This is a genomic window from Bradyrhizobium sp. AZCC 1721 (assembly GCF_036924715.1).
Taxonomy (GTDB): Bacteria; Pseudomonadota; Alphaproteobacteria; order Rhizobiales; family Xanthobacteraceae; genus Bradyrhizobium.
Window position 1 is genome coordinate 5722161 of the sequence record NZ_JAZHSB010000001.1, and the last position, 22160, is coordinate 5744320.

Sequence of the window (22160 nt, forward strand, 5' to 3'; positions counted from 1 at the left end):
GTACACCGCGCTGTCCGTGATCGTCACAGCCGCCTCGGCGTACTGGATGCCCGCCTGAGCCTGTCATCGGGCTCGCCGAAGGTGAGACCCGGTGGCGGGCATGACAGGAAACGATGATCTCACCCGATCTCCCCGCCGAACTGAAAGCCGCGCTCGATGGCAAGCTGCGGGGTTTTTCGCGCAGCGACGCCGCCGGCCGCGCAGCCGTCATCTCGAAAAACTACCGTGAAGAACGCGGCTCCACGACCATCCGCTCAGAGACGGACGCGCTCGCCTATGCGCTGGCACGGATGCCTGCAACCTATGCCGCGGTCACGGCCAGCCTGAACGCGCTCGTCGAGAACAGACCTGACTTCGCTCCAAAGGCCCTGCTCGACGTCGGCGCCGGGCCGGGCACGGCCTCCTGGGCAGCCGCCGAAGCATTCCCGTCGCTAACAGGTTTCACGCTGCTGGATGCCAACGCGGCGTTGCGCACGCTGGCGCTGGATCTGGCGCACGACAGCACCCGGCTACGCGGCATCGGCTACCAGCTCGGCGAGGCCCGCGCCGCGCTTGCCAAAGCGGATACGGCAGACCTTGTCGTGGCGAGCTACATGATCGGCGAGATCGGCGAAGCGGAGCAACGCGCGCTCGCCGAACTGTTGTGGCAGCAGACCCACGACACGCTGCTCGTGGTCGAACCAGGCACGCCCGCCGGCTATGCCCGGATCATTGCGCTGCGCGCGCACCTGATCACGCTGGGCGCACATGTCGCCGCCCCCTGCCCGCACGACAGCCAATGCCCGCTACAAGCACCGGACTGGTGCCATTTCACCCAGCGCCTGCAGCGCTCACGCGCGCACAAGCAGGTCAAGGGCGCGGAGCTGCCATACGAGGACGAGAAATTCTCCTATGTCGCGTTGACGCGCGCGGCGGTGGAACGGCACCCCTCTCGCGTGCTAGCGCAACCGATCGTCACCAAGGTCGAAGTAACGGCGAAACTTTGCACGCCTGAAGGTCTCAGCTTCGCGAAAATGCCCCGCCGCGCCAAGGCAGATTATGCCCGTGCGCGCCGCTGGCGGTGGGGCGATGCGGTGATCGAGGAGAGCTGATCTATTACCGGTCGCGTGCCCGGACGCTGCGCAGCGCGCCGCGCTTGCGGCGTGATGCGCAGCAGAGCCGGGGCCCAGCTCTGCTGGCGACAGTGGGTCCCGGCTCTGCGGTGCACCGTCAAGAGACGCTGCACCGCGTCCGGGACACGCAAACCGACACAATCCGGTCTTGAACTTATCCCGCCCCACTTCCGACTAAAGCCATGCCCCACCTCACGGGCGGGCTGCCGCACGCCCCGGTTTTCGTCTAGGTTCGCTGTCTTTCGTCCCCCTTAGGAGCTCTCCATCATGTCGACCGGCTGGATCGTTCTCGGCGTCATCGTCATCATCGTGCTGTTTGCCTTCGCTGCGTATAACCGCCTGGTCGCGCTCAGCCAGCGTGTCGGCCAGGCCTTTGCCGATATCGACGTGCAGCTCAAGCAGCGCCACGACCTGATCCCGAACCTGGTCGAGACCGTGAAGGGCTACGCCTCGCACGAACGCGGCACGCTCGACGACGTCATCAAGGCGCGCAATTCCGCGATGTCGGCGCAGGGACCGGCCCAGGTATCGGCTGCGGAGAACCAGTTGAGCGGCGCGCTCGGCCGGCTGATCGCTCTGTCGGAGGCCTATCCGGACCTCAAGGCCAACGCCAATTTCCAGCAACTTGCCAGCGAGCTCTCCGACCTCGAAAACAAGATCGCGGCGAGCCGACGCTTCTTCAACAACGCCGTCCAGGAATACAACACCGGCATCCAGCAGCTTCCGGCAGCACTGTTTGCCGGCATGTTCGGCTTCACCCGCAAGGAATTCTTCGATCTCGGCACCAGCCGCACCGAAGTCGAGACAGTGCCGAGCGTGAAGTTCTGAACGGATGAGAACTCACTACCGCCGTCATTCCGGGGCACGCCAAAGGCGTGAACTATGGTGCGCAATTACGCACCTGAGAATCTCGAGATTCTCCGATGTGCAATTGCACATCGTAGTTCGCCGCTTCGCGACGCCCCGGATTGACCGTGGTTAGCGAAAGTCCATCATGGCCGCGTATGGTCTCTACACGCATATCGCATCGAACAAGTTTCGTTCGATGCTGCTGCTCGCCGGGCTATTTCTGCTGATCTACGTGCTGGTCTTCGCCGGCGCGCTGGTTGCGGAAGTGGTGCTCAATAGCGGTGCTTCACTCAACTATTATCTGACGCGCGCCTCGCGCGACCTGATCTCAGCCCTCCCCTATGCAACAATCATCGCCGCCTTGTGGATCGTGATCGTCTATTTCTTCCACCAGAACATGATCGACGCCGTGACCGGCGGCGAGAGCGTGACGCGGCAACAGCAGCCGCGGCTCTATAATCTCCTGGAAAACCTCTGCATCTCGCGCGGCATCACGATGCCGAAGCTGAAGGTGATGGACAGCCCGGCGCTGAACGCCTTCGCCACCGGGCTCAACCGGCGGCAATATTCCATCACGGTGACCTCGGGCCTTCTGCAGGCGCTCAACGACCAGGAGATCGAGGCCGTGCTCGGCCACGAGCTCACGCATATCCGCAACGGCGACGTGCAGTTGATGGTGATCGCCATGATCATCGCCGGCGTGGTGGGCTTCTTCGGCGAACTGTTCTTTCGCACGTTCACCAACCTGTCGTGGAACTCGACCGGCAGCGATTGGTCTTCATCTTCATCCTCCTCCTCATCATCATCATCGTCCTCTTCTTCGTCCGACCGCGGCAAGGGCGGCGGCGGCGCCGTCATGGCGATCATTATCGCGGTGGTGCTGATCCTGCTGGCCTGGCTGTTGTCGCAAGTCGTCAAGCTGGCGCTGTCGCGATCGCGCGAACTGTTGGCCGACGCCGGCTCGGTCGAACTCACCAAGAACCCCGACGCCATGATCACGGCGCTGCGCAAGATCGAAAATCGCGGCGAGCTGCCCGGCGCGACGTCTGCGGTCATGGAGCTCTGTGTCGACAATCCGCGCGAAGGGTTTGCCGACCTGTTCGCGACCCATCCGTCAGTCGACCGACGCGTCAAAGCGCTGGTGCAGTTTGCCGGTGGCCGCGATCCCGGCCCGCTCGCCCTCCCGTCCGATACGGCGGATGAACCCGAGTCGGAGGAATCGGCCACGGAGCAACTCCAGCCGCCGGTTCCCCGCGGCCCGTGGAGCGACGCCAGCAAGCCTGCCGGCGTTCCGGGCGCCCGCTCCGGCCCCCCGGACGGCCCTTGGGGCCCGCATCGCTAAACAGCGCCCGCCGACGCGCGGGATTAACGAATTCCGTGCGGAATAATGGCGACGGCCGTCTAATGAATTGAATTATCCCTTGTTTCTGCCATGTTCGCGCCCAAAGCAGGGTATGGGGCAAGCCGGCCGCTCCCGCGGTCGGAACTGCTGTTCAAGGGATTTCCATGGCAAAGCCAGTCGTGATTGTGGTGGGCGCGGACAAGGGCGGGGTCGGCAAGACGACCGTGTCGCGGACGCTCCTGGACTATTTTAGCGCCAATAACGTGCCGACCCGGGCATTCGATACCGAATCGCCGCGCGGCACCCTGAAGCGCTTCCACCCCGACATCACCGAGATCGTCGACATGACGACGACATCGGATCAGATGAAGATATTCGACACGCTGAGTGCCGGGCCTTCCGTGACCGTAATCGACGTCCGCGCCGGACTGCTGTCGCCGGCGCTGGCTTCGCTCCGCGACATCGGCTTTCTCGATGCAGCGAAGGCCGGGCAGATCACCTTTGCCGTGTTCCACATCCTGGGCCCCTCGATCGCCTCGCTGGACGAAATCGCCGAGACCGCGAACTTCATGCAGGGTGCCAAATATTTCCTGGTGAAGAACTTCATCAACGACACCCAGTTCTTCCAGTGGGATCAGTCGACCTACAACTCCTACTTTCACCGCATCAAGGACGCCACCGACCTCACGATCCCCAAGCTCAATGAGATGGCCTATGAGCAGGTCGAGGTTTCCTCGGTGCCGTTCCTCAAATTCGTCGCCAACAAGGGCAAGGACGACGAGGCCGCGAACTATTCGTTCGTGCTGCGCGGCTATGTTCGGCACTGGCTCGCCAACGTCTGGAGCGAGTTCGACCGCATCAAGCTGACCGATCTCGTCGGTGCCAAGCCTGGCGTGCGCGGCGGCGAAAAATAGTCGGATAGCCGCCGCGACGGGGCTGGATTAGGCGAAAAATTCCTTTGATATAGCGGGTGATGAGCTCCACGCCTGTCTACATCATCTGCTCGCCCCGGCCGCTGGTCGGCAAGACGCTGCTCGCGCGCCTGTTGAGCGAGTTCCTGCTGCTGAAGGATGGGACGGTATCTTCCTTCGACATCAACCTGAAGGAACCATCACTGCTGGAATATCTGCCGCGCATCACCGAGACGGCCGACGTGATGGACACCTATGGCAAGATGCAGCTCATGGATCGCCTGATCGTCGACGACGGCGTCGCCAAGGTGATCGACCTCGGCTTTCATGCGTTCGACGAGTTCTTCAAGATGATCAACGAGATCGGTTTCCTCAAAGAGGCCGCACGGCGTGGCGTGGCGCCGATCATCCTGTTCGTGGCCGATACCGACCGCGTTTCCGCGCGCGCTTATTCGACGTTACGGGAGCAGATTCCGCTGAAAGCGCTGATTACGGTCGACAACGAGTATGTGGTGCGTGGCGAACTGCCCGAGGCGATGGGCCTGGGTCGGGTGCTGCGCATATCAGCGCTGCCCTCGTTCCTGAAAACCTATATCGACCGGCTGACCTTTTCCTTCACCAACTACCTGCGCAACGAGCGGGACTCGTCGACCGAGCTGCATCAGTGGATCCGCAGGAACTACACCTGCTTTCGCGAGCTCGAGTTCAGCCTGCTCCCGCAGCGGCCGTGAAGCCTCCACGACGGCAAATATTACCCGGGTAATATTGACGCTGGGCGGCCAGTCTGTTAGTGCCTCCTCCTACCCCTGACCATTTCCCGCGAGGCATCCCGTGACATCAGCCAGAAAGGCAGCCATTGCCGCCTACAAGGAGCGGAAGACCATCGCGGGGGTCTTCGTCATCCGCTGCAAGGCGACCTCCGAGACATGGGTCGGCCAGACGCCCAATCTGGAGAAAATCCAGAACCGCATCTGGTTTTCGCTGCGCCAAGGCAGCCACCCCTGCTGCAGCCTGCAGGCAGCGTGGGCCGCGCACGGGTCCGACAGTCTGACGTTCGAGGAGTGCGAGCGGCTGGAAGACGAAGAGACGTCCTATATCCGCGACGCGCTTTTGAAGGAGCGCGCGCTGCATTGGAGGGTGGAGCTCAAAGCAGAGGCAGTTTGATCTAGTCCGGATAATTGGTGGTCGTCGTCCCTGCGAACGCAGGAACCCTACCGCGTTGCTCTCGCGGTTGAGGCGACATGGCTGACGCTTTTTCCACCAACTAATGACGGTGGCTATGGGTCCCTGCTTTCGCAGGGACGACGCGTGGAGAACTTCGCGCGCAAAAAAACTTAATGCCCCTCGAACGCCATCAGCGTACGCACCGGCACTTCCATCGCGCGCAGCTTGGCGGCGCCGCCGAGATCGGGCAGATCGATGATGAAGCAGGCCGCGACCACGTTGGCGCCGATCTGGCGCAGCAATTTCACCGCGCCTTCCGCGGTGCCGCCGGTGGCGATGAGATCATCGACCAGGATGACGCGCTCGCCAGGATGGACCGCGTCGGCATGCATTTCCATTTCATCGAGGCCGTATTCCAGCGAATAGGCGATCCGCACGGTGGTATGCGGCAGCTTGCCTTTTTTCCGGATCGGAACAAAGCCGGCGGAAACCTGATGCGCGACCGCGCCGCCGAGGATGAATCCCCTCGCCTCGATGCCGGCGACCTTGTCGATCTTCAATCCCGCCCAGGGTTGCACCAGCTCATCGACGGCACGCCGAAAGGCACGCGCGTCCGCCAGCAGGGTCGTGATGTCGCGAAACAGGATACCCTTTTTCGGGTAGTCCGGAATGGTGCGGACGGTGGCCTTGATGTCGTGATCGAATGTCATTGGTGCTTATCTCGCTTTCAATTGTCCCCAATGTCATTGCGAGCCACCCGGTCGGCGCAAAGCGCCGCCGGATGACAGGCTCCGCGAAGCAATCCATCGTACCACGAAAGGTATGGATTGCTTCGTCGCTTCGCTCCTCGCAATGACGGTCAATCAATTCGCCTCCGCGTTCAGCCGAAACGCATTCTCGACGATGCGCAGACCCACCTCGCCGCCGAGCGACATCAGCGATTCCGGGTGAAACTGCACGCCGCCGACCGGCAAGGTCTTGTGTTCGATCGCCATCGCGACGCCGTCCTCGGTGGTCGCGGTGACTTCGAGAACATCGGGCACGCTGTCGCGCTCGACATAGAGCGAATGATAGCGGCCGATCACGATCTCATTCGGCAGGTTCTGCATCAGCCGTCCGCCGCGGACCTGAACCCGCGACGGCCGTCCATGCGCCGGCTGGGTGAGCTGACCGAGCTGGCCGCCAAAATACTCGCCGATCGCCTGCACGCCGAGGCAGACACCGAAGATCGGCAGTTTTCGGTCCAGCGCCGTTCCAATGGTCTTCGAGATTCCAAAATCTTGAGGACGACCCGGGCCCGGCGACAAGACCAGGAGATCCCAGCCCTTCCGCTTCAGCATCTCCTGTGCATGCACGTGCCGGACCACGGTTACGCTTGCGCCGACCTGCCGGAAATAATCCGCCAGCATATGAACAAAACTGTCGTCGTGGTCGATCAATAGCACCTTGCGGCCCGAGCCGGTCGCGTCGGGCGCAAAGGTCGAGAGCGGCTTCGGCGCGTCGCCCCGCAGCGCCTGGAACAGCGCAGCCGCCTTCACCTGGCACTCGCGGTCTTCGGCGGCCGGATCGGAATCGAACAGGCAGGTGGCGCCGACGCGCACTTCGGCCAGCCCATCCTTCATGCGGATGGTGCGGATGGTCAGCCCGGTGTTGATGCTGCCGTCGAAATTCACGGCGCCGATGGCGCCGGCGTACCAGCGCCGCGACGAACGCTCATTGTCCTCGACGAACTGCATGGCCCACAATTTCGGCGCACCGGTCACGGTAACCGCCCAGGCGTGCGTCAGGAAGGCATCCAGCGCATCGAAGCCCGGGCGCAGCATGCCTTCGACATGGTCGACGGTGTGGAACAGCTTCGAATAGGTTTCGATCTGCCGCCGCGCCAGCACCTTGATCGTGCCGGGGACGCAGACGCGCGCCTTGTCGTTGCGGTCGACGTCGGTGCACATGTTGAGCTCGAACTCATCCTTCTCCGAGTTCAGCAATTGCCTGATTTGCTCGGCATCGCCGATCGCATCGACGCCACGCGCGATGGTGCCCGAAATCGGGCAGGTCTCGACCCGGCGGCCGTCGGAGCGCACGAACATTTCCGGCGAGGCCGACACCAAAAATTCGCCGTCCCCGAGATTCATCAGCGCGCCATAGGGCGACGGGTTGATGCGGCACAGCCGCTGGAACACCTCCGCCGGCGAACGCTCGCAGGGCTCGGCGAAGAGTTGCCCCGGCACCGCCTCGAACAGGTCGCCGCGCGCAAACGCCGCACGCGCGACCTCGACCGTTGCCTGATATTCGCCGGGCGCATGATCGGCAAATCCCTGCCGTGGCGTTTTGGCGTAAACGCTCTCGGCGGTGTCGCGCGGCAGGCCCTGGGTGGACCTTCCCTTCCAGGAGAAATCGTAGCTCAACACCACGCCACGGCCGGTGGCACGGTCGTAGGCCAGAAGGCGATCCGGCACGTAGAGCACAATATCGCGCTGGTCAGCCTCGCGCGCCCTCTTCTGCACGAGGTCCTCGATTTGGAACACGAGGTCGTAGGCGAAGGCGCCGAACAGGCCGAGCAGCGGATCGTCGTTTGCGGTGAAGGCGGCGACGAGATCGCGCACCAGCGACATCACGCTGGCACGGCGGGTGCGCTGATCTTCCTCGACCGGCGCGGCGCCGCGGACGATGTGGCCCGCCAATCGCCGCTCGCTCCGCTCCGAAATGACGACGCAGGGCTCGCGCAGCACATCGCCGAGGAAGGCGATCAGCACCTCGCCGCGCGCGTTCAGCGCTTGGAGCGAGAAATTAGAGCCGGCCGTTTCCAGCACCAGCGGCGGATCGGCAAAGCCGAGGTCAAAGCTTTCGTAGCGCCCCGGCACCGTGGTGCCGGAGGACAGCACCACGCCACGGCGGCGATCGAGCAGCTCGATCAGGTCGTCAAGGCGCTTGGCGTTGCCGGTGAACTGCTCGACGACGCGCGAAATCGCCAGACCGCCGCTGGTCCGGTATTCGCTGTGCTCCGGCAGGGAGAAGGCTGTCCTGTTCATGTGATCCTCTTACGAAACCTCGGGAGGGCGCGCCACACAGGACAAACGAAGGAACCGTCGCACTGCGATGGCGACCTTCGACGATTGAAAAAATGAAATCGCACCGGCCACCTCTTAGGAGGTGCGCCACCAGAGACGGCAGGGGGCAACAACGGTGCTCATGGGAACCTAATCACCATCCGGCGGAGGCGATGTCAAGGGAGGGATGGGCCGGGACGCCCGCCCCAAGCCCAACTCTGGGTGGTTCGTGGTCAGAAGTATCGCCCAACAAACCGCGTCGTCCCTGCGAACGCAGGGACCCATAACCACAGGGAGCAGTCGTTGCGCGAAGTCGTCGAACAGCCTTGCTAAAATGAGAGGCCGCGGCGTATGGGTCCCTGCTTTCGCAGGGACGACAGTTGGGTTGCGGCGCTACTCCCGATAACACCCGCTCTCGATCTCCTCGATCAGTCCCCGCGCCTTCGGCTGCCAGCCAAGTTCCTGCCGCGCGCGTTTCGCCCGCACCCTGCTGTTCGACGCCATCGTGTCCTCGGCCGTGCCCTCGCCCCATTCGGCGGCGGCTTCGGCCATCGACATCGCCGTCGGCGGTCCCGCAAAACCCAGCATGCGGTTGATCGCCTCGCACGCTTCACGCATCGAGCTCTCGCCGTTCTCGACGAAATAGAAGCTACCTGCCGGCGCCTTCTCGATGGCAAGCGCGTAGAGCGTCACGAGATCGTCGATATGCACGTTCGACCAGACGTTCTCGCCGGGCCCGGCATGCGCCGCGTTGCCGCGCTTTTTTGCGAGATTGATCAGCAACGGCACCTGCACGCTGTCTCGCCCAGCGCCATGACCGAGGCCATAGATCAGGCTCGGACAGATGATGACCGGCCAACATCCCTTATTGCGATGGGACAGAATGAACTCGTTCAGCGCGACCCGCGCCGCGCGCGCGGGCGATGGCGTAATGGGCGTGTCTTCGTCGAAGATCGCATCCGATCGCTGGCCCTTGGCGCGGGTGCCGACGATGCTCGATCCCGATGTGTGGATGAACGGCTTGCCGCTTCCGGCGAGCGCGCCGAGCAGGCTCTCGACCGCGCCTCTGTGGTCGGCGCTCGCCGCATTGACGACAATTTCGGCGGCCTGCGCCGCTTGCGCCAGAACGTCCCTGTCGTCGAGCGTTCCCAGCAAGGGCTGGACGCCGCGCGCGCGAACCGCCTCGGCCTTTTCAGGCGAGCGAACCAATCCGGTCACCTGATGTCCGGCGGCAATGAGATGAGCCGCAACCGACCCGCCGATATAGCCCGATGCGCCCGTGCAGAAGATTTTCATGCGCGGCCAACCCTTCGCCAAGATGCGCTCAACTTAACCTAGATGCTGCCTGAAAAATTCCGTCGCCCGGCCCCAGGCAAGCTCGGCGGCCTGGCGGTCATGCACGGCCATGCGCTGCTCGTTCACGAAGGCATGTTCGGCATCATAGCGGAACAGCTCGAGCGACTTGCCGGCATCCTTCATCGCCTTTTCGAAGGCGTCGACCGCGGCCGGCGTGCACCAGTCGTCCTTGTTGGCGAAATGCGCCTGCAGCGGGATTTTCACGTCGGCAGGTTTAGCGGCCTGCTCAGGCGGGATGCCGTAGAATATGACGCCCGCCGTGAGCTCCGGAATTTTGGTGGCGCCGATGATGGTCACGGCGCCGCCGAGGCAAAAGCCGGTGAGCCCCACCTTGGCGCCGTTGCGTGCGAGATATTGCGCGGCGCCACGTACATTTTGGGTAGTGGCGTCCATGAAATCGAGCGAGGTCATCTGCGCGTTGGCCGCGTCCGTATCGTGATACGGCACCACGACGCCCTTGTAGAGATCGGGCGCCAGCGCATCGAAACCGGCCGCCGCAAAGCGGTCGCACAGGCCCTTGATGTTCTCCGACAGGCCCCACCATTCCTGCACCACCACCACGCCCGGTGCGTTGCCGCGCGCGGCATTGGCGAGATAGCCGGCGGTTTCCTTGCCGTCCGGACGCTCGAAGGTGATGTGGGTGCCCATGGGTTCCTCCGGGACTGCTTCTTGAATGTGTGGCCATTTTGGCGGCTGCAAAAGCCGGACGCAATCGCCTGTCGGCGCATTGCTGCACCCAACAAAAAAGCCCCCGCAGGGGCTTTTCCGAAATCGCGTTAAAGACGTCGTGATCAGTGGGCGTTGGCCCAGACCTTTTTCTTGGTGAAGTACAGCAAGACGGTGAGCAGGATCAGGAACACGAACACCTGCAGGCCGAGCTGCTTGCGCGCCTCCATGTGCGGCTCCGCAGCCCACATCAGGAACGTGGTGACGTCCTTGGCGTATTGCGCAACTGTGGCCGGCGAGCCGTCGTCGTAGGTGACCTGACCGTCGTTCAACGGCTTCGGCATCTTGATGGCATGGCCGGGAAAGTAGGTGTTGTAGTAGGATCCTTCCGGCAGATTGAAGCCAGCCGGCGGCTTGTCCTCATAGCCCTGCAACAGCGCCGTGACGTAATCCGGTCCCTGCTCCTGATACTGGGTGAAGAAATCGATCAGGAACATCGGGAAGCCACGGCCGTAGCTGCGCGCCTTGGTGATCAGCGACAGGTCCGGCGGATACGCGCCGCCATTGGCCGCGCGCGCCGCCTGCTCGTTGGGGAACGGCGACGGAAAATAATCGGCGGGCCGGCCCGGCCGCTCGAACATCTCGCCCTGGTCGTTCGGGCCGTCCTTGACCTTGTATTCGGAGGCGAACGCCTGGGCCTGCGCCACCGAGTAACCGGGACCGCCGGTTTCGGCGAGATTGCGGAAGGCGACGAACGACAGGCCATGGCAGGAGGCGCAGACCTCCTTGTAGACCTTCAGACCGCGCTGCATGGCGCCGCGGTCGAACTTGCCGAACGGGCCCGAAAACGACCACTTCTGCGCCGGCGGCTTGGTGCTGCCTTCGGCGGCGCGCGCGCTCTCGGCGCCGCCCAGCAGCAGACCGCCGGCCACCATCAGCGCGATCACGGCCGAGACCATCGGCGCAGCCTTGCCGCCCGACTTAGCCAGCACGTCGTCCGCGATCGAGTTCGGCACCGGACGGGGCTTCTCGATCCGCGCCAGCAACGGCAGCAGGATCAGGAAATAGGCGAAGTAGAGGAAGGTCAGGATGCGGCCGACGATGACATAGATGCCCTCCGGCGGCTGCGCGCCGAGATAGCCGAGCCCGATGCAGACAGCGACAAAAACCCAGAAGAACTGCTTGGCCAGCGGGCGATATTTCGACGAGCGCGTCTTGGCGCTGTCGAGCCAGGGCAGGAAGGCCAGGATGAGGATCGCACCGAACATTGCAATAACGCCGGCAAGCTTGTTCGGGATCGAGCGCAGGATCGCGTAGAACGGCAGGTAGTACCATTCCGGTACGATGTGCGCGGGCGTCACGGCCGGATTGGCCGGAATGTAGTTCTCGGGGTCGCCGAGATAGTTCGGCATGTAGAAGATGAACCAGGCGAAGAACAGCAGGAAGCAGGAGACGCCGAACATATCCTTCATGGTAGCGTAAGGCGTGAACGGCACCGTGTCCTTTTCGGTCTTCGCTTCGACGCCGGCCGGATTGTTCTGGCCCGCGACGTGCAGCGCCCAGATGTGCAGCACGACGACGCCGGCGATCACGAACGGCAGCAGGTAGTGCAGGGAGAAGAAGCGGTTGAGCGTCGGATTGCCGACGGAATAGCCGCCCCACAGCAGCGTCACGATGCTCTCGCCGAAATAGGGTACGGCCGAGAACAGATTGGTGATGACGGTAGCGCCCCAGAAGCTCATCTGGCCCCACGGCAGCACGTAACCCATGAAGCCCGTCGCCATCATCAGGAGATAGATGATGACGCCGAGGATCCACAGCACTTCACGCGGCTCCTTGTACGACCCGTAATAGAGGCCGCGGAACATGTGGATGTAGACCGCAAAGAAGAACATCGACGCGCCGGAGGCGTGGATGTTTCGCAGCAGCCAGCCGTAATTGACGTCGCGGACGATCAGTTCGACCGACTTGAAGGCCATATCGGCATGCGGCGTGTAGTGCATCGCCAGGATCACGCCGGTCAGGATCTGCACGCCCAGCATGAACGAAAGGATGGCGCCGAACGTCCACCAGTAGTTCAGGTTACGCGGCGTCGGATACGCCACGAACGACGAATGCATGAGTCCCATGATCGGGAGGCGCCGTTCGATCCACTTCAAGGCGGGATTGGTCGGCTGGAAATCGGATGGTCCGCTCATTGATGCGATCCTGAGGAAGTAAAACGACGCAACGGCTTAAGGAGAGGTCTCGGACTGGCGTCCGAGCCCTTAGCCGATCTGGATTTTGGTATCGGAAACGAAGGTATAGGGCGGCACGGCCAGGTTGGTCGGCGCGGGTCCCTGCCGAATCCGGCCCGACGTGTCGTACACCGAACCGTGGCACGGACAGAAGAAGCCGTCGTACTGGCCCTCATGGGCGATCGGGATGCAGCCGAGGTGGGTGCAGATGCCGACCACGACCAGCCACTGGTCATGGCCCGGCTTGACCCGCGCCTCGTCGCTCTGCGGATCGGGCAGGCTCGACACCGACACCGCGCGGGCCTCGTCGATCTGCTTTTTGGTCCGGTGGCTGATGTAGATCGGCTTGCCGCGCCAGAACACCTTGATGTCCTGCCCTTCGGCGATCGGGGTCAGGTCGACCTCGATCGGCGCACCGGCCGCGACCGTGGAGGCATCCGGATTCATCTGCGAAACCAGCGGCCACACCGTGGCAGCCGCGCCTACGGCGGCGACGGCTCCCGTTGCAACAAAAAGGAAATCACGGCGTGTCGGATGGTCCGCCGAAGACGCTGTCGTCACGATCTCAAGCCCTTTCTTATCTGCAGCCAGCGGAACCGCCCCGGACCCGCGCAAAAGCGCGCCCCGGAGGAGGCTGCCGGCGCCCGCGGCCCCCGCGGCGGCAGAAAAAACCGCTTTTCCTCCCCCATTCCGGCGGAACAAGCAGTCCAGAATCGTTCTATTGGCACCCTTGCCGTGAGAGCGCAAGCCCGCTATCGGCTCGATAGCGTGCAATGCACTAAATCGGCGCCCGGCCGTGATTTATTCGAAACATTTCATTCGCGCCACCAAAGCCTGACACCATGCAGATTGCGCTTTTCCAGCCCGACATCCCCCAGAACACCGGGACGATTCTGCGCCTGTGTGCCTGCCTGGGCGTGGCCGCCCATATCATTGAGCCGGCGGGATTCCCGACCTCTGATCGGCATTTCCGCCGCGCGGGAATGGACTATCTCGATCATGTCGTCCTTACCCGCCATGACTCATGGCCAAAATTCGAGCAATGGCGTAACGAGGCTGGTTCCCGGCTGGTGCTGTTTACGACCAAGGCGGCCGGTTCCTATCTGGATTTCCGCTATCGAAGTGACGACGTCCTATTATTCGGGCGGGAATCCGCAGGAGTTACCGACGAGGTCGTCTCCGCGGCCGACGCTCGGGTGACGATCCCGATAAGGCCGGGCTTGCGTTCGCTCAATGTGGCGATGGCGGCCGCCATGGCACTAGGCGAGGCGATGCGTCAGACGGGTCATCCGATTGCAGGCGAGATCGGGTCCAAGGAGAAGGTGTGAGCTACGCGGTCAAGGAAATATTTCTGACGTTGCAGGGCGAAGGCGCACATGCCGGCCGCGCGGCAGTGTTTTGCCGTTTTTCCGGCTGCAACCTCTGGAGCGGCCGCGAACAGGACCGCATGAGCGCCACCTGCCAGTTCTGCGATACCGACTTTGTCGGCACCGACGGCACGCTCGGCGGCCGCTATGCCACGGCGGACGAACTCGCCGACACCATCGCCGGGCAATGGACCGGCGAGAATACCAACCGCTACGTGGTCCTGACCGGCGGCGAGCCTCTGCTGCAGGTCGATCCCCCCTTCATCGATGCGCTGCATGCGCGCGGCTTCGCCGTTGGCATCGAGACCAACGGCACGATCGAACCGCCCGAAGGGATCGACTGGGTCTGCGTCAGTCCGAAAGCCGGCGCCGATCTCGTAGTGCACCGCGGCCACGAATTGAAGCTGGTCTATCCGCAAGCAGGCGCAGCGCCGGAAGATTTTGTGAGGCTCGATTTCGAGCGCTTTTCGCTGCAGCCGATGGATGGACCCGACGTGCTCGAAAACACCGCGCGTGCGGTCGACTACTGCCTGCGCCATCCGCAATGGCGGCTCAGCCTGCAGACGCACAAGACACTTGGCATCAGATAACTTGGCATCAGATAGGATTTAGATTTTCAAGATGTGGGAACTGACGAAATCGTTTCGCTTCGAAGCTGCGCATTCCCTGAAGGGAACGACCTTCGGCGCGGCCAGCGAGGAAATTCACGGCCACTCGTTTCGCGCCGAAGTGAGCGTGCGCGGCACGCCCGACCCGGAAACCGGCATGGTGCTCGATCTCGGCCTGCTCGAACGCAGCATGGAAGAAGTTCGCAAAGCACTCGACCACAAGCTCCTCAACAAGGTCGAGGCGCTGGGGACGCCGACGCTGGAAAACATTTCGCGCTACATCTTCGAGCGGGTCCAGCACGCAGGCCAAGTTACTCGCGTCAGCGTTCATCGCGACAGTTGTAACGAGAGCTGCACGTATTTCGGGCCGCAAGGCTAACTTTCACCGTCATTGCGAGGAGCGGAAGCGACGAAGCAATCCAGTACTTTCATGCCACGATGGATTGCTTCGCTTCGCTCGCAATGACGGAAAGGTAACGTTGGGAATTCCTAATGGACGTATCCGTCATCGAGGATCGCAAGACGCGCGCGAGAGCCTGGTTCGAAGCGCTGCGCAACGACATCTGCGCGGCCTTCGAAAAGCTGGAAGACGACGCGCCGCCTGCCCTCTATCCCGGCGAGGCCGGTCGCTTCGTCCGCACGTCCTGGGACCGCACCGACCACACCGGCAAGCCCGGCGGCGGCGGGGTGATGTCGATGATGCGTGGGCGGCTGTTCGAGAAAGTCGGCGTGCACTGCTCGACCGTGCATGGCGAGTTCGCGCCGGAATTCCGCGCGCAGATACCCGGCGCGGCCGACGATCCCAGGTTCTGGGCGTCGGGCATTTCGCTGATCGCGCACATGCGCAACCCGCATGTGCCGGCGGTGCACATGAACACCCGCTTTGTGGTCACCACCAAGGCCTGGTTCGGCGGCGGGGCGGATCTGACGCCGGTGCTCGACCGCCGGCGGACCCAGGATGACCCCGACACGCTCGCTTTCCATCAGGCGATGAAAGAGGCCTGCGGGAGATCGAACGGCGTGGCCGATTACGACAAGTACAAAAAATGGTGCGACGAATATTTCTATCTGCCGCACCGCAAGGAAGCGCGCGGCATCGGCGGCATCTTCTACGACTGGCACGATTCAGGTGACTGGGACGCCGACCTCGCCTTTACGCAGGAGGTCGGCCGCGCCTTCCTGAAAATCTATCCTGAACTGGTCCGCCGCAATTTCGCCCTTCCCTGGAATGCCGCCGACCGCGAGGAACAGTTGATCCGGCGCGGGCGCTACGTCGAGTTCAACCTGCTCTACGACCGCGGCACGATCTTCGGGCTAAAGACTGGCGGCAATGTGGATTCCATCCTCTCGTCGATGCCGCCGGAGGTAAAGTGGCCATGATCGCATGATCGGGTTGTCATGACTGATCGCTATGGTGCGATTCGTGTCATGTCATCCGAGGAGTAGATCATGGATTTGAAACCAGGCGACGTCGTCATTCTGAAGTCCGGCGGCCATCCTCTCAGTGTGGTGGAGGTCAAGGACGGCAACGTTGCGTGCGTATGGATGGGCAATGAAGGCGATCTGTTCCGCGAGACGCTGCCGCTTGCCGTCCTAGAGCTCGCCGAAGCCGATACGTCAGAGGACGACGAAGACGAAGAAGACGACGAAGACGAGGACGAAGAGGAAGCCGAGGACGAGGAAGAGGACGACCGCGCCAACAAGGTTGCGTGAGGCACTTTTTGACGCCGCCGGGCTTCCATGGTCCGGCGGCGTGGTTTCCCGGGATTGGACCCGGTGCGGGTGATCTGATATTCGCGACAAGTGCGCCGCTGCTTCCCGCGGCCGATGACGCTTGAAGTGAGATGGCCGCGAAACAATGATCCACCTGCCCCGCGCGATGCTGATCGATATGGACGACACCATCCTGTCGGCCTATGGACGTCCGGAGATCGCCTGGCACAATGTCACGTCCGAGTTCGCCGCCGAGTTCGAGCCCCTGACCTCGCAGCAGGTTGCCGTCGCCGTTCTGGACTCCGCGCGCAAATTCTGGGCTGTTGCCGAAGCCGAATGGCGGCTGAAGCTCGATGAAGCACGGCGCCTCACCGTCAGAAACGGATTTGCCGCGCTTGCCGAAGACGGCCACGTCCTGCCTGAAGACCTCGCGACACGGTTGGCCGACCGCTTTACCGCCTACCGCGAAGAGGAAATGTTCGTCTTCCCCGGCGCGCATGACGCCATCGACGAATTGAAGGCACGCGGCGTGAAGCTGGCGCTGGTCACGAACGGCGCCGCGGGTACCCAGCGCGCCAAGGTCGAACGCTTCGCGCTATCGCACCGCTTCGATCACATCCAGATCGAGGGCGAGCACGGCTTCGGCAAACCGGACGAGCGCGCTTATCTGCACGCGATGCAGGCGCTTGGCGTCACCGCGCCCGAAACCTGGATGATCGGCGACAATCTCGAATGGGAGGTGGTGGCGCCGCAACGGCTTGGCATCTATGCCATCTGGATCGACGTGCATGGCGACGGCCTGCCGCCGGATTCCACGGTGAAGCCCGACCGCATCATCCGCTCGCTGACGGAACTGCTGCCCCGCCAAGGCTGACGGCCCAAGAGCTGACGGCGGCTCCCTGCCCATCACACGATCGCGTGTAGTGTGAGTTGTCTCACAGAGCCGAGGCCGACAATCCCAGATTGTGTCGAGATTGGTTCAAGGTTGAAGTCCAAGGGCTGGGGAGTTCACCGATGCCGAACGACGACACGCATGACATCGCACCGAAAGCCGCTCCGCTCAGGTGGCTCTGGAAGTTCAATCACGGGCTCGACATCGTCAAAGGCCTGTCGCTGGTTACGGTGCTGAGCAGCCTCTTGGTCGGCTACTTCCAATATCTCAACGCCTATCAGGAGAAGGTGAGCAGCCAGGCCAAGGAAGACATGAACTCGGCCGCCGCAACTTTCACCGAGATCTCACACGCATTCTCCAAAATGCAGGGGCTGCAGCAAACCCTTTACACCGACTTCGTGCGCGCCGTCGGCGAGAAATCCGATGCCAGCGACAAGGCGCTGGCCACCAGCAACGCGCGGGCGATTTCGGAACGTTATGAGAAAGCACGGAACGAACTCCGTGAAAACATCGACCTCCTCACCCGAAAGGCCGAAATCTACATCGACTGGGCCAGCAATACATATCGCGATCCGGCCGAGAAGCGTAACGTCGACGAGGACCCGCTGTCACGACGGGTGTTGCGCGACTACGCCTTCGATTGTTCCGACAAGTTCAATTTTCCGGCCTTCGGAAACGTGCACGCGCCGGATGACGACACACCACCCAAGGAAGTGGCCGACGACAAATATTGCACGATGGCCGAAAAACGTGGCGTTGACGATACGACCACACCGAAAGACGCGTTCATCCGAATCTGCGCCGGCCCTCAAGACAGGGCAGCAAAGCGAATCTACTGGTACAGCGCCAAGCACCATGTCCTGACGATGCATTACTGCTTCGAGGCCGCGCACAACAAGCTGGCGGCGGCGCGGCAATGGGCCGCCGGGAGCGTCGGCGACGCCGCGAAGGAAAGCGATATTCTCCAGGGAGAAAAGGAGATCAACGCTGAACTGGACGATCTGGCTGGCCGGATCAATGCGTTCAGCAGTCTGGCGCTGTATCAGTTGGAGCAAATTCGGGTGAAATATCGCCCGGCCGGCCTTTGGTGCAACGTGCCCTTTGTCTGGAACATATCAAGCTTGAACTGCTTCCCGATCCGCACGGCATCGCTCACGCGTTGATCCGATCAGTGCCGCAGCGCCGCGGTGATCATGACGAGGCCGCCGACAATCACGGCGGCGTCGAGGATCGCAGTATGGATATGCACCGGCATGCGTTCAACGAAGGCCTTGGCAAGGAACGCGCCGGGAATTGCGATGGCGCCGATCAGGAGCGCGAAGGCAAGCACCTGCGCGGTGACGACGCCGGCAAGGCCGAACACCAAAATCTTGATGAGACCGGTCACGACCGAGATCACCGCGTCGGTAGCGATCACGGCAGCTCCCTCGAGGCCGGACGCCATCAGCAGCGACAACAGGATCACGCCCGAACCCGATGTGCCGCCGACCACCACGCCATAACCCACCGCGCTCACGCCAAGGCCGGTATCGCCGATCTTGATATCGCGGTGCTTGGCCAGCCGGCGTAGCGGCACGCTTAGGATCAGCATGCCGCCGATCACGAACGCCGCGCCGGCGCTGGTTAGCCGCGTGTAGCCATAGGCGCCGAGCGCCGTCGTCAGCATGGCGGCGCCGATCACGATCAGGGCGCGACGCCGGTCGGCGTAGCGAAAATACGCCACGAATCGGCTGATATTGGTGAAGATCGCTGAGATCGCGATGATCGGCACCACGGGCTCGGCGCCGACCAGCGGCACCAGCACCAGCGGCATCAAGGCGCCGGTACCATAGCCAGCAAGCCCGCCGATGACGGAGGCCAATAGCGCCATGCCTCCAACCAGCACGAGTTGACCGAGCGAAACGTCGGCAAACCCGGCCAGAATATTCACAGCCGGTGATCGCGGGTGAAACGGGCGGCGGCCCGGTCGGCGATCGCGGCAAGGGCGGATGGTTCAAGCGGAAAATCCGCGGCCAACCAGGCGTCTTCCGCAAGCGCCAGCACGTGACCGAGACCGGGACCTTCGGCAATGCCGCGGGAGATAAAATCGGCCGCCTTCAGCGGAAATTTCGGCGCGCTCCAGCGCTGCGGCAAGGTTGCAAGCTCATGCCAGCGCGCGTCGCCATTGCCGACGCCGCCTGCCCGCGCCCACGCCAGCATCAGCCGGTCTCGATACGGATCCTCGCCGAGCCGATAGAGAAGCTGTCGCGCACGCGCGTCGTCCTTGCTCGCGAGCCGCCACCAGCGATGGCCCATCGAATCCAGCGCTTTGGTTTCCGCGTTGGAAAGCCGAAGCCGTGCCGAGACGCGCCTGGCGTCCTCGGTGACGGCGACCGTGAGCGCGGCCAGCCGGCGCACGGCGCTTGGCGGCAGGCCCAGCGCCCGTTCGGCCGCGATCATCGCCGCGAATGTCCCCGTATAGGTGACGCCGCCGAAGATCGGTAGCAGCAGGCCGGCATCCGCCATCGCCTGCACCGCAACCGCGGCGCCTTCTGCGATCAACAGCTTCAACATCTCCATGCGCACGCGTTCGGCGGAAAGGCTCGAAAGCCCCGCACGCCCATCGATGCAGGCGAGATATCCGGCACGGTCTGGCTCGCCCGCCCCGTAGGCGGCATGCATGCGAAAGAAGCGCAGGATGCGCAAATAATCCTCAGCGATGCGCTGGCCGGCGTCGCCGATGAAACGCACGCGTTTGGCCTGGATATCGGCAAGCCCGCCGACGTGGTCGTGCACGACGCCCTCGGCATCGACCGAAAGCCCGTTGATGGTGAAATCGCGCCGTTCCGCATCGCGAACCCAGTCCCGCCCGAACGCAACCCTGGCCTTGCGGCCAAAGGTCTCGGTGTCCTCACGCAAGGTCGTGACCTCGAATGGGTGGGATTCGACGACCAGCGTGACCGTGCCGTGGTCGATGCCGGTCGGGACGCATTTGATGCCGGCCGCCTTGGCGCGGCGGACGACCTCGTCGGGCAAGGCCGTCGTCGCGATATCGATGTCGCCGAGAGGAATTTTCAGAAGCGCATTGCGCACGGCACCACCGATCACGCGGGCTTCCTCGCCATCGCCATTAAGCAGCGCGAGCACGCGCGCGGCCGGACCGGATCTGAGCCAGGGCGCGTCCGACAGCACGCGTGCCTCGCTCATTTCTCCCCCCCGTGAACCAGCTTGCCGTCTTCCAGATGCGCGGGAACGTAGGTCGAATTCGGCGGCGCGCCGGAGAATTGGGCGAGCAGCACGAAGCTGATCGCGACCAGCAGCAGCGATCCCAGCGCCAGTTTGGCGACAAGATGTGCCGGCCAGGAGGAGGACGCGAACACGCCGGAACGGGTGGCAATCAGAAACAACGCGTAGGCCACGAACGGGACCAGGAATATTGCGATCTCGGTCAGAACCGGACGGATCATGCGAGATAAATCCGCTCATATAGCACGCGCAGGATTCCCGCGGTCGCACCCCATATGTAACGCTCGGCGAACGGCATGGCGTAATAGGAGCGCTCCATGCCGCGGAATTCCTTGGAATGGATCTGATGGTTCTCGGGATTCATCAGGAACGCCAGCGGCACCTCGAAGGCGTCGACCACCTCGCCTTCGTTGATCGTCAGCTCAAAGCCGGGCTTCACACGCGCCACCGTCGGCAGGATGCGAAACCCGAAGGCGGTTCCATAAAGATCCAGATAGCCGATCGGCTCGATGAACTCGCGCTTGAGGCCGATTTCCTCCTCTGCCTCGCGCAAGGCGGCATCGAGCGGGGAAGCGTCGATTGCGTCGATCTTGCCGCCCGGAAAGGAAATCTGGCCGGCGTGGCTGGAGAGATGCGGCGAGCGCTGCGTCAGCAGCACCGTCGGCTCGCGGTGATCGACCACCGGGATCAGCACCGCCGCCGGGCGCACCGGCTGCTCGCGCGCCACGATCTCGAGCATGCGATCATTGCCCGCATCGCCCGTCTTCGGAATGACATTGGGATCGACCAGGCCGGGCGGCACGTCGAAGTTCAGCCGGGTCTTGCTTCGCGCGAAGAATTCCGTCGAGCTGATCGGAGCCGCCTCCATCTTCGTCAGCATCGGCTCGTTCAAACCGCATCCCTCACCTGCTTCGCGTCCGCCATGGCAAAGAACTCGCCGCCGGACTCGATGCCAAACATCGGCTGACCATCGACCATCCGCTCCTCCCCCATGTCAACCAGATCGTAATAGAGCGCGCGCGTCACCTTCGCCCACAGATCGGCGCGGACGTGCAGATAGGGCGTCAGCCCGCCGTCGGCGGCCATCTCGAAGCGCAGGCGATGGCTGGAATCGCATGGCACCCAGTCGTCAACGTTGGTGCGGAAGCGCAACAGCCGGCCGCGATCGCCGGCATCGTTTTGCATCTCCACTGCCAGGAACGGCGCATCGTCGACGCGGATGCCGACCTTCTCGACCGGGGTAACGAGAAAGTGCTTGCCGTCCTCGCGCTTGAGAATGGTCGAAAACAGCCGCACCAGCGCCGGCCGCCCGATTGGCGTCCCCATGTAGAACCACGTCCCATCGCCGGCGATTCGCATGTCGAGATCGCCGCAGAACGGTGGATTCCACAGATGAACCGGAGGCAGTCCCTTCCCGGTTGGGGCGCGATTGACGGCTTCGGTGGCAGCAACCGTCAGACCTTCAAGACCTTTGCTGTCGTGGCCCTTGCCTTCCTGACGCTGGCCGCTGGTTTGCCCTTGCTTCGCCATTGTTTGCCCTGAGTCTCGGCGCCTCGATTGGCACGATTGGTGCACATATACCGAGATATGTGTTCCCGACGATTTGTGTCCGTACTATTGCGGATCAAGTCGCCATATCGTGATGCCGTTCATACCCCGAAATACCGATAA

24 protein-coding genes are annotated in these 22160 nt (G+C 63.0%); 13 read left to right on the top strand and 11 right to left on the bottom strand.

Annotation, left to right across the window (positions count from 1 at the left end; all coding sequences use genetic code 11):
• The first annotated feature begins 113 nt into the window (after nucleotides 1-113).
• The 6 genes from V1273_RS27370 to V1273_RS27395 all read left to right on the top strand — a co-directional run bounded on the left by V1273_RS27370 (nucleotide 114) and on the right by V1273_RS27395 (nucleotide 5378).
• Nucleotides 114-1091, top strand: coding sequence for a small ribosomal subunit Rsm22 family protein (locus tag V1273_RS27370; protein WP_334411506.1), 978 nt, complete (start codon nucleotides 114-116; stop codon nucleotides 1089-1091).
• A 288-nt stretch (nucleotides 1092-1379) separates the two neighbouring features.
• Entirely contained in the window at nucleotides 1380-1940 is a 561-nt protein-coding gene (locus V1273_RS27375; protein ID WP_028346966.1) for a LemA family protein, read from the top strand.
• 166 nt (nucleotides 1941-2106) lie between these two features.
• Nucleotides 2107-3303: a M48 family metalloprotease gene (locus tag V1273_RS27380; RefSeq protein WP_334411507.1), complete on the top strand. Its 1197-nt coding sequence runs from the start codon at nucleotides 2107-2109 to the stop codon at nucleotides 3301-3303.
• 164 nt (nucleotides 3304-3467) lie between these two features.
• Nucleotides 3468-4217 carry a hypothetical protein gene (locus V1273_RS27385; RefSeq protein WP_028346968.1) on the top strand — a complete coding sequence of 250 codons (750 nt, stop codon included), beginning with the start codon at nucleotides 3468-3470 and terminating at the stop codon, nucleotides 4215-4217.
• A 59-nt stretch (nucleotides 4218-4276) separates the two neighbouring features.
• Nucleotides 4277-4945: a hypothetical protein gene (locus V1273_RS27390; protein ID WP_334364469.1), complete on the top strand. Its 669-nt coding sequence runs from the start codon at nucleotides 4277-4279 to the stop codon at nucleotides 4943-4945.
• 100 nt (nucleotides 4946-5045) lie between these two features.
• On the top strand, nucleotides 5046-5378 hold the full coding sequence (locus tag V1273_RS27395; RefSeq protein WP_334411508.1) for a GIY-YIG nuclease family protein: 333 nt from the start codon (nucleotides 5046-5048) through the stop codon (nucleotides 5376-5378).
• 170 nt (nucleotides 5379-5548) lie between these two features.
• Here the strand turns inward: V1273_RS27395 and V1273_RS27400 are convergent, their stop codons facing one another.
• The 6 genes from V1273_RS27400 to petA all read right to left on the bottom strand — a co-directional run bounded on the left by V1273_RS27400 (nucleotide 5549) and on the right by petA (nucleotide 13245).
• Nucleotides 5549-6088 carry an adenine phosphoribosyltransferase gene (locus V1273_RS27400; protein ID WP_057841738.1) on the bottom strand — a complete coding sequence of 180 codons (540 nt, stop codon included), beginning with the start codon at nucleotides 6086-6088 and terminating at the stop codon, nucleotides 5549-5551.
• Between the two features lie 153 nt (nucleotides 6089-6241).
• The gene (locus V1273_RS27405) at nucleotides 6242-8407 is read right to left on the bottom strand and encodes an anthranilate synthase component I (protein ID WP_334411509.1); all 2166 of its coding nucleotides are present in this window, start codon (nucleotides 8405-8407) and stop codon (nucleotides 6242-6244) included.
• Nucleotides 8408-8818: 411 nt separating this feature from the next.
• Nucleotides 8819-9721 (bottom strand): NAD-dependent epimerase/dehydratase family protein, encoded by a 903-nt coding sequence (locus V1273_RS27410; RefSeq protein ID WP_334411510.1) that lies wholly within the window; start codon nucleotides 9719-9721, stop codon nucleotides 8819-8821.
• 33 nt (nucleotides 9722-9754) lie between these two features.
• Nucleotides 9755-10429: a dienelactone hydrolase family protein gene (locus tag V1273_RS27415; RefSeq protein WP_334411511.1), complete on the bottom strand. Its 675-nt coding sequence runs from the start codon at nucleotides 10427-10429 to the stop codon at nucleotides 9755-9757.
• Nucleotides 10430-10572: 143 nt separating this feature from the next.
• Nucleotides 10573-12645 carry a cytochrome c1 gene (locus V1273_RS27420; RefSeq protein ID WP_334364473.1) on the bottom strand — a complete coding sequence of 691 codons (2073 nt, stop codon included), beginning with the start codon at nucleotides 12643-12645 and terminating at the stop codon, nucleotides 10573-10575.
• A 69-nt stretch (nucleotides 12646-12714) separates the two neighbouring features.
• Complete coding sequence (gene petA, locus V1273_RS27425) at nucleotides 12715-13245, bottom strand: ubiquinol-cytochrome c reductase iron-sulfur subunit (protein ID WP_334380801.1); 531 nt, start codon at nucleotides 13243-13245, stop codon at nucleotides 12715-12717.
• 281 nt (nucleotides 13246-13526) lie between these two features.
• Here petA and V1273_RS27430 point away from each other — a divergent pair, with 281 nt between their 5' ends.
• The 7 genes from V1273_RS27430 to V1273_RS27460 all read left to right on the top strand — a co-directional run bounded on the left by V1273_RS27430 (nucleotide 13527) and on the right by V1273_RS27460 (nucleotide 18427).
• Entirely contained in the window at nucleotides 13527-14012 is a 486-nt protein-coding gene (locus V1273_RS27430; RefSeq protein WP_028346976.1) for a tRNA (cytidine(34)-2'-O)-methyltransferase, read from the top strand.
• On the top strand, nucleotides 14009-14641 hold the full coding sequence (queE, locus tag V1273_RS27435) for a 7-carboxy-7-deazaguanine synthase (RefSeq protein ID WP_334364475.1): 633 nt from the start codon (nucleotides 14009-14011) through the stop codon (nucleotides 14639-14641). Before V1273_RS27430 ends, queE begins: the two co-directional genes overlap by 4 nt.
• Nucleotides 14642-14672: 31 nt before the next feature.
• A complete protein-coding gene (locus V1273_RS27440) occupies nucleotides 14673-15038 on the top strand; it encodes a 6-pyruvoyl trahydropterin synthase family protein (protein ID WP_334364476.1) in 366 nt (121 codons plus the stop codon).
• Nucleotides 15039-15151: 113 nt separating this feature from the next.
• Entirely contained in the window at nucleotides 15152-16039 is an 888-nt protein-coding gene (gene hemF, locus V1273_RS27445; protein WP_334364477.1) for an oxygen-dependent coproporphyrinogen oxidase, read from the top strand.
• A 69-nt stretch (nucleotides 16040-16108) separates the two neighbouring features.
• Nucleotides 16109-16372 (top strand): YodC family protein, encoded by a 264-nt coding sequence (locus V1273_RS27450; protein WP_065745887.1) that lies wholly within the window; start codon nucleotides 16109-16111, stop codon nucleotides 16370-16372.
• Between the two features lie 145 nt (nucleotides 16373-16517).
• Complete coding sequence (locus tag V1273_RS27455; protein WP_334364478.1) at nucleotides 16518-17246, top strand: HAD family hydrolase; 729 nt, start codon at nucleotides 16518-16520, stop codon at nucleotides 17244-17246.
• A gap of 140 nt (nucleotides 17247-17386) precedes the next feature.
• Nucleotides 17387-18427, top strand: a complete 1041-nt coding sequence (locus V1273_RS27460) for a hypothetical protein (protein WP_334411512.1) — start codon at nucleotides 17387-17389, stop codon at nucleotides 18425-18427.
• 5 nt (nucleotides 18428-18432) lie between these two features.
• Here the strand turns inward: V1273_RS27460 and V1273_RS27465 are convergent, their stop codons facing one another.
• The 5 genes from V1273_RS27465 to V1273_RS27485 are packed head-to-tail and all read right to left on the bottom strand — an operon-like array spanning nucleotide 18433 to nucleotide 22019.
• Entirely contained in the window at nucleotides 18433-19194 is a 762-nt protein-coding gene (locus V1273_RS27465) for a sulfite exporter TauE/SafE family protein (RefSeq protein WP_334411513.1), read from the bottom strand.
• On the bottom strand, nucleotides 19191-20450 hold the full coding sequence (locus V1273_RS27470) for a CCA tRNA nucleotidyltransferase (RefSeq protein WP_334411514.1): 1260 nt from the start codon (nucleotides 20448-20450) through the stop codon (nucleotides 19191-19193). The genes V1273_RS27465 and V1273_RS27470 overlap by 4 nt, the downstream gene beginning before the upstream one ends.
• Nucleotides 20447-20710 carry a DUF6111 family protein gene (locus V1273_RS27475; RefSeq protein ID WP_334364482.1) on the bottom strand — a complete coding sequence of 88 codons (264 nt, stop codon included), beginning with the start codon at nucleotides 20708-20710 and terminating at the stop codon, nucleotides 20447-20449. The genes V1273_RS27470 and V1273_RS27475 overlap by 4 nt, the downstream gene beginning before the upstream one ends.
• A complete protein-coding gene (locus V1273_RS27480) occupies nucleotides 20707-21369 on the bottom strand; it encodes a CoA pyrophosphatase (RefSeq protein ID WP_442893666.1) in 663 nt (220 codons plus the stop codon). The genes V1273_RS27475 and V1273_RS27480 overlap by 4 nt, the downstream gene beginning before the upstream one ends.
• A gap of 8 nt (nucleotides 21370-21377) precedes the next feature.
• Entirely contained in the window at nucleotides 21378-22019 is a 642-nt protein-coding gene (locus V1273_RS27485; protein WP_334364484.1) for a DUF1285 domain-containing protein, read from the bottom strand.
• Nucleotides 22020-22160 lie beyond the last annotated feature (141 nt).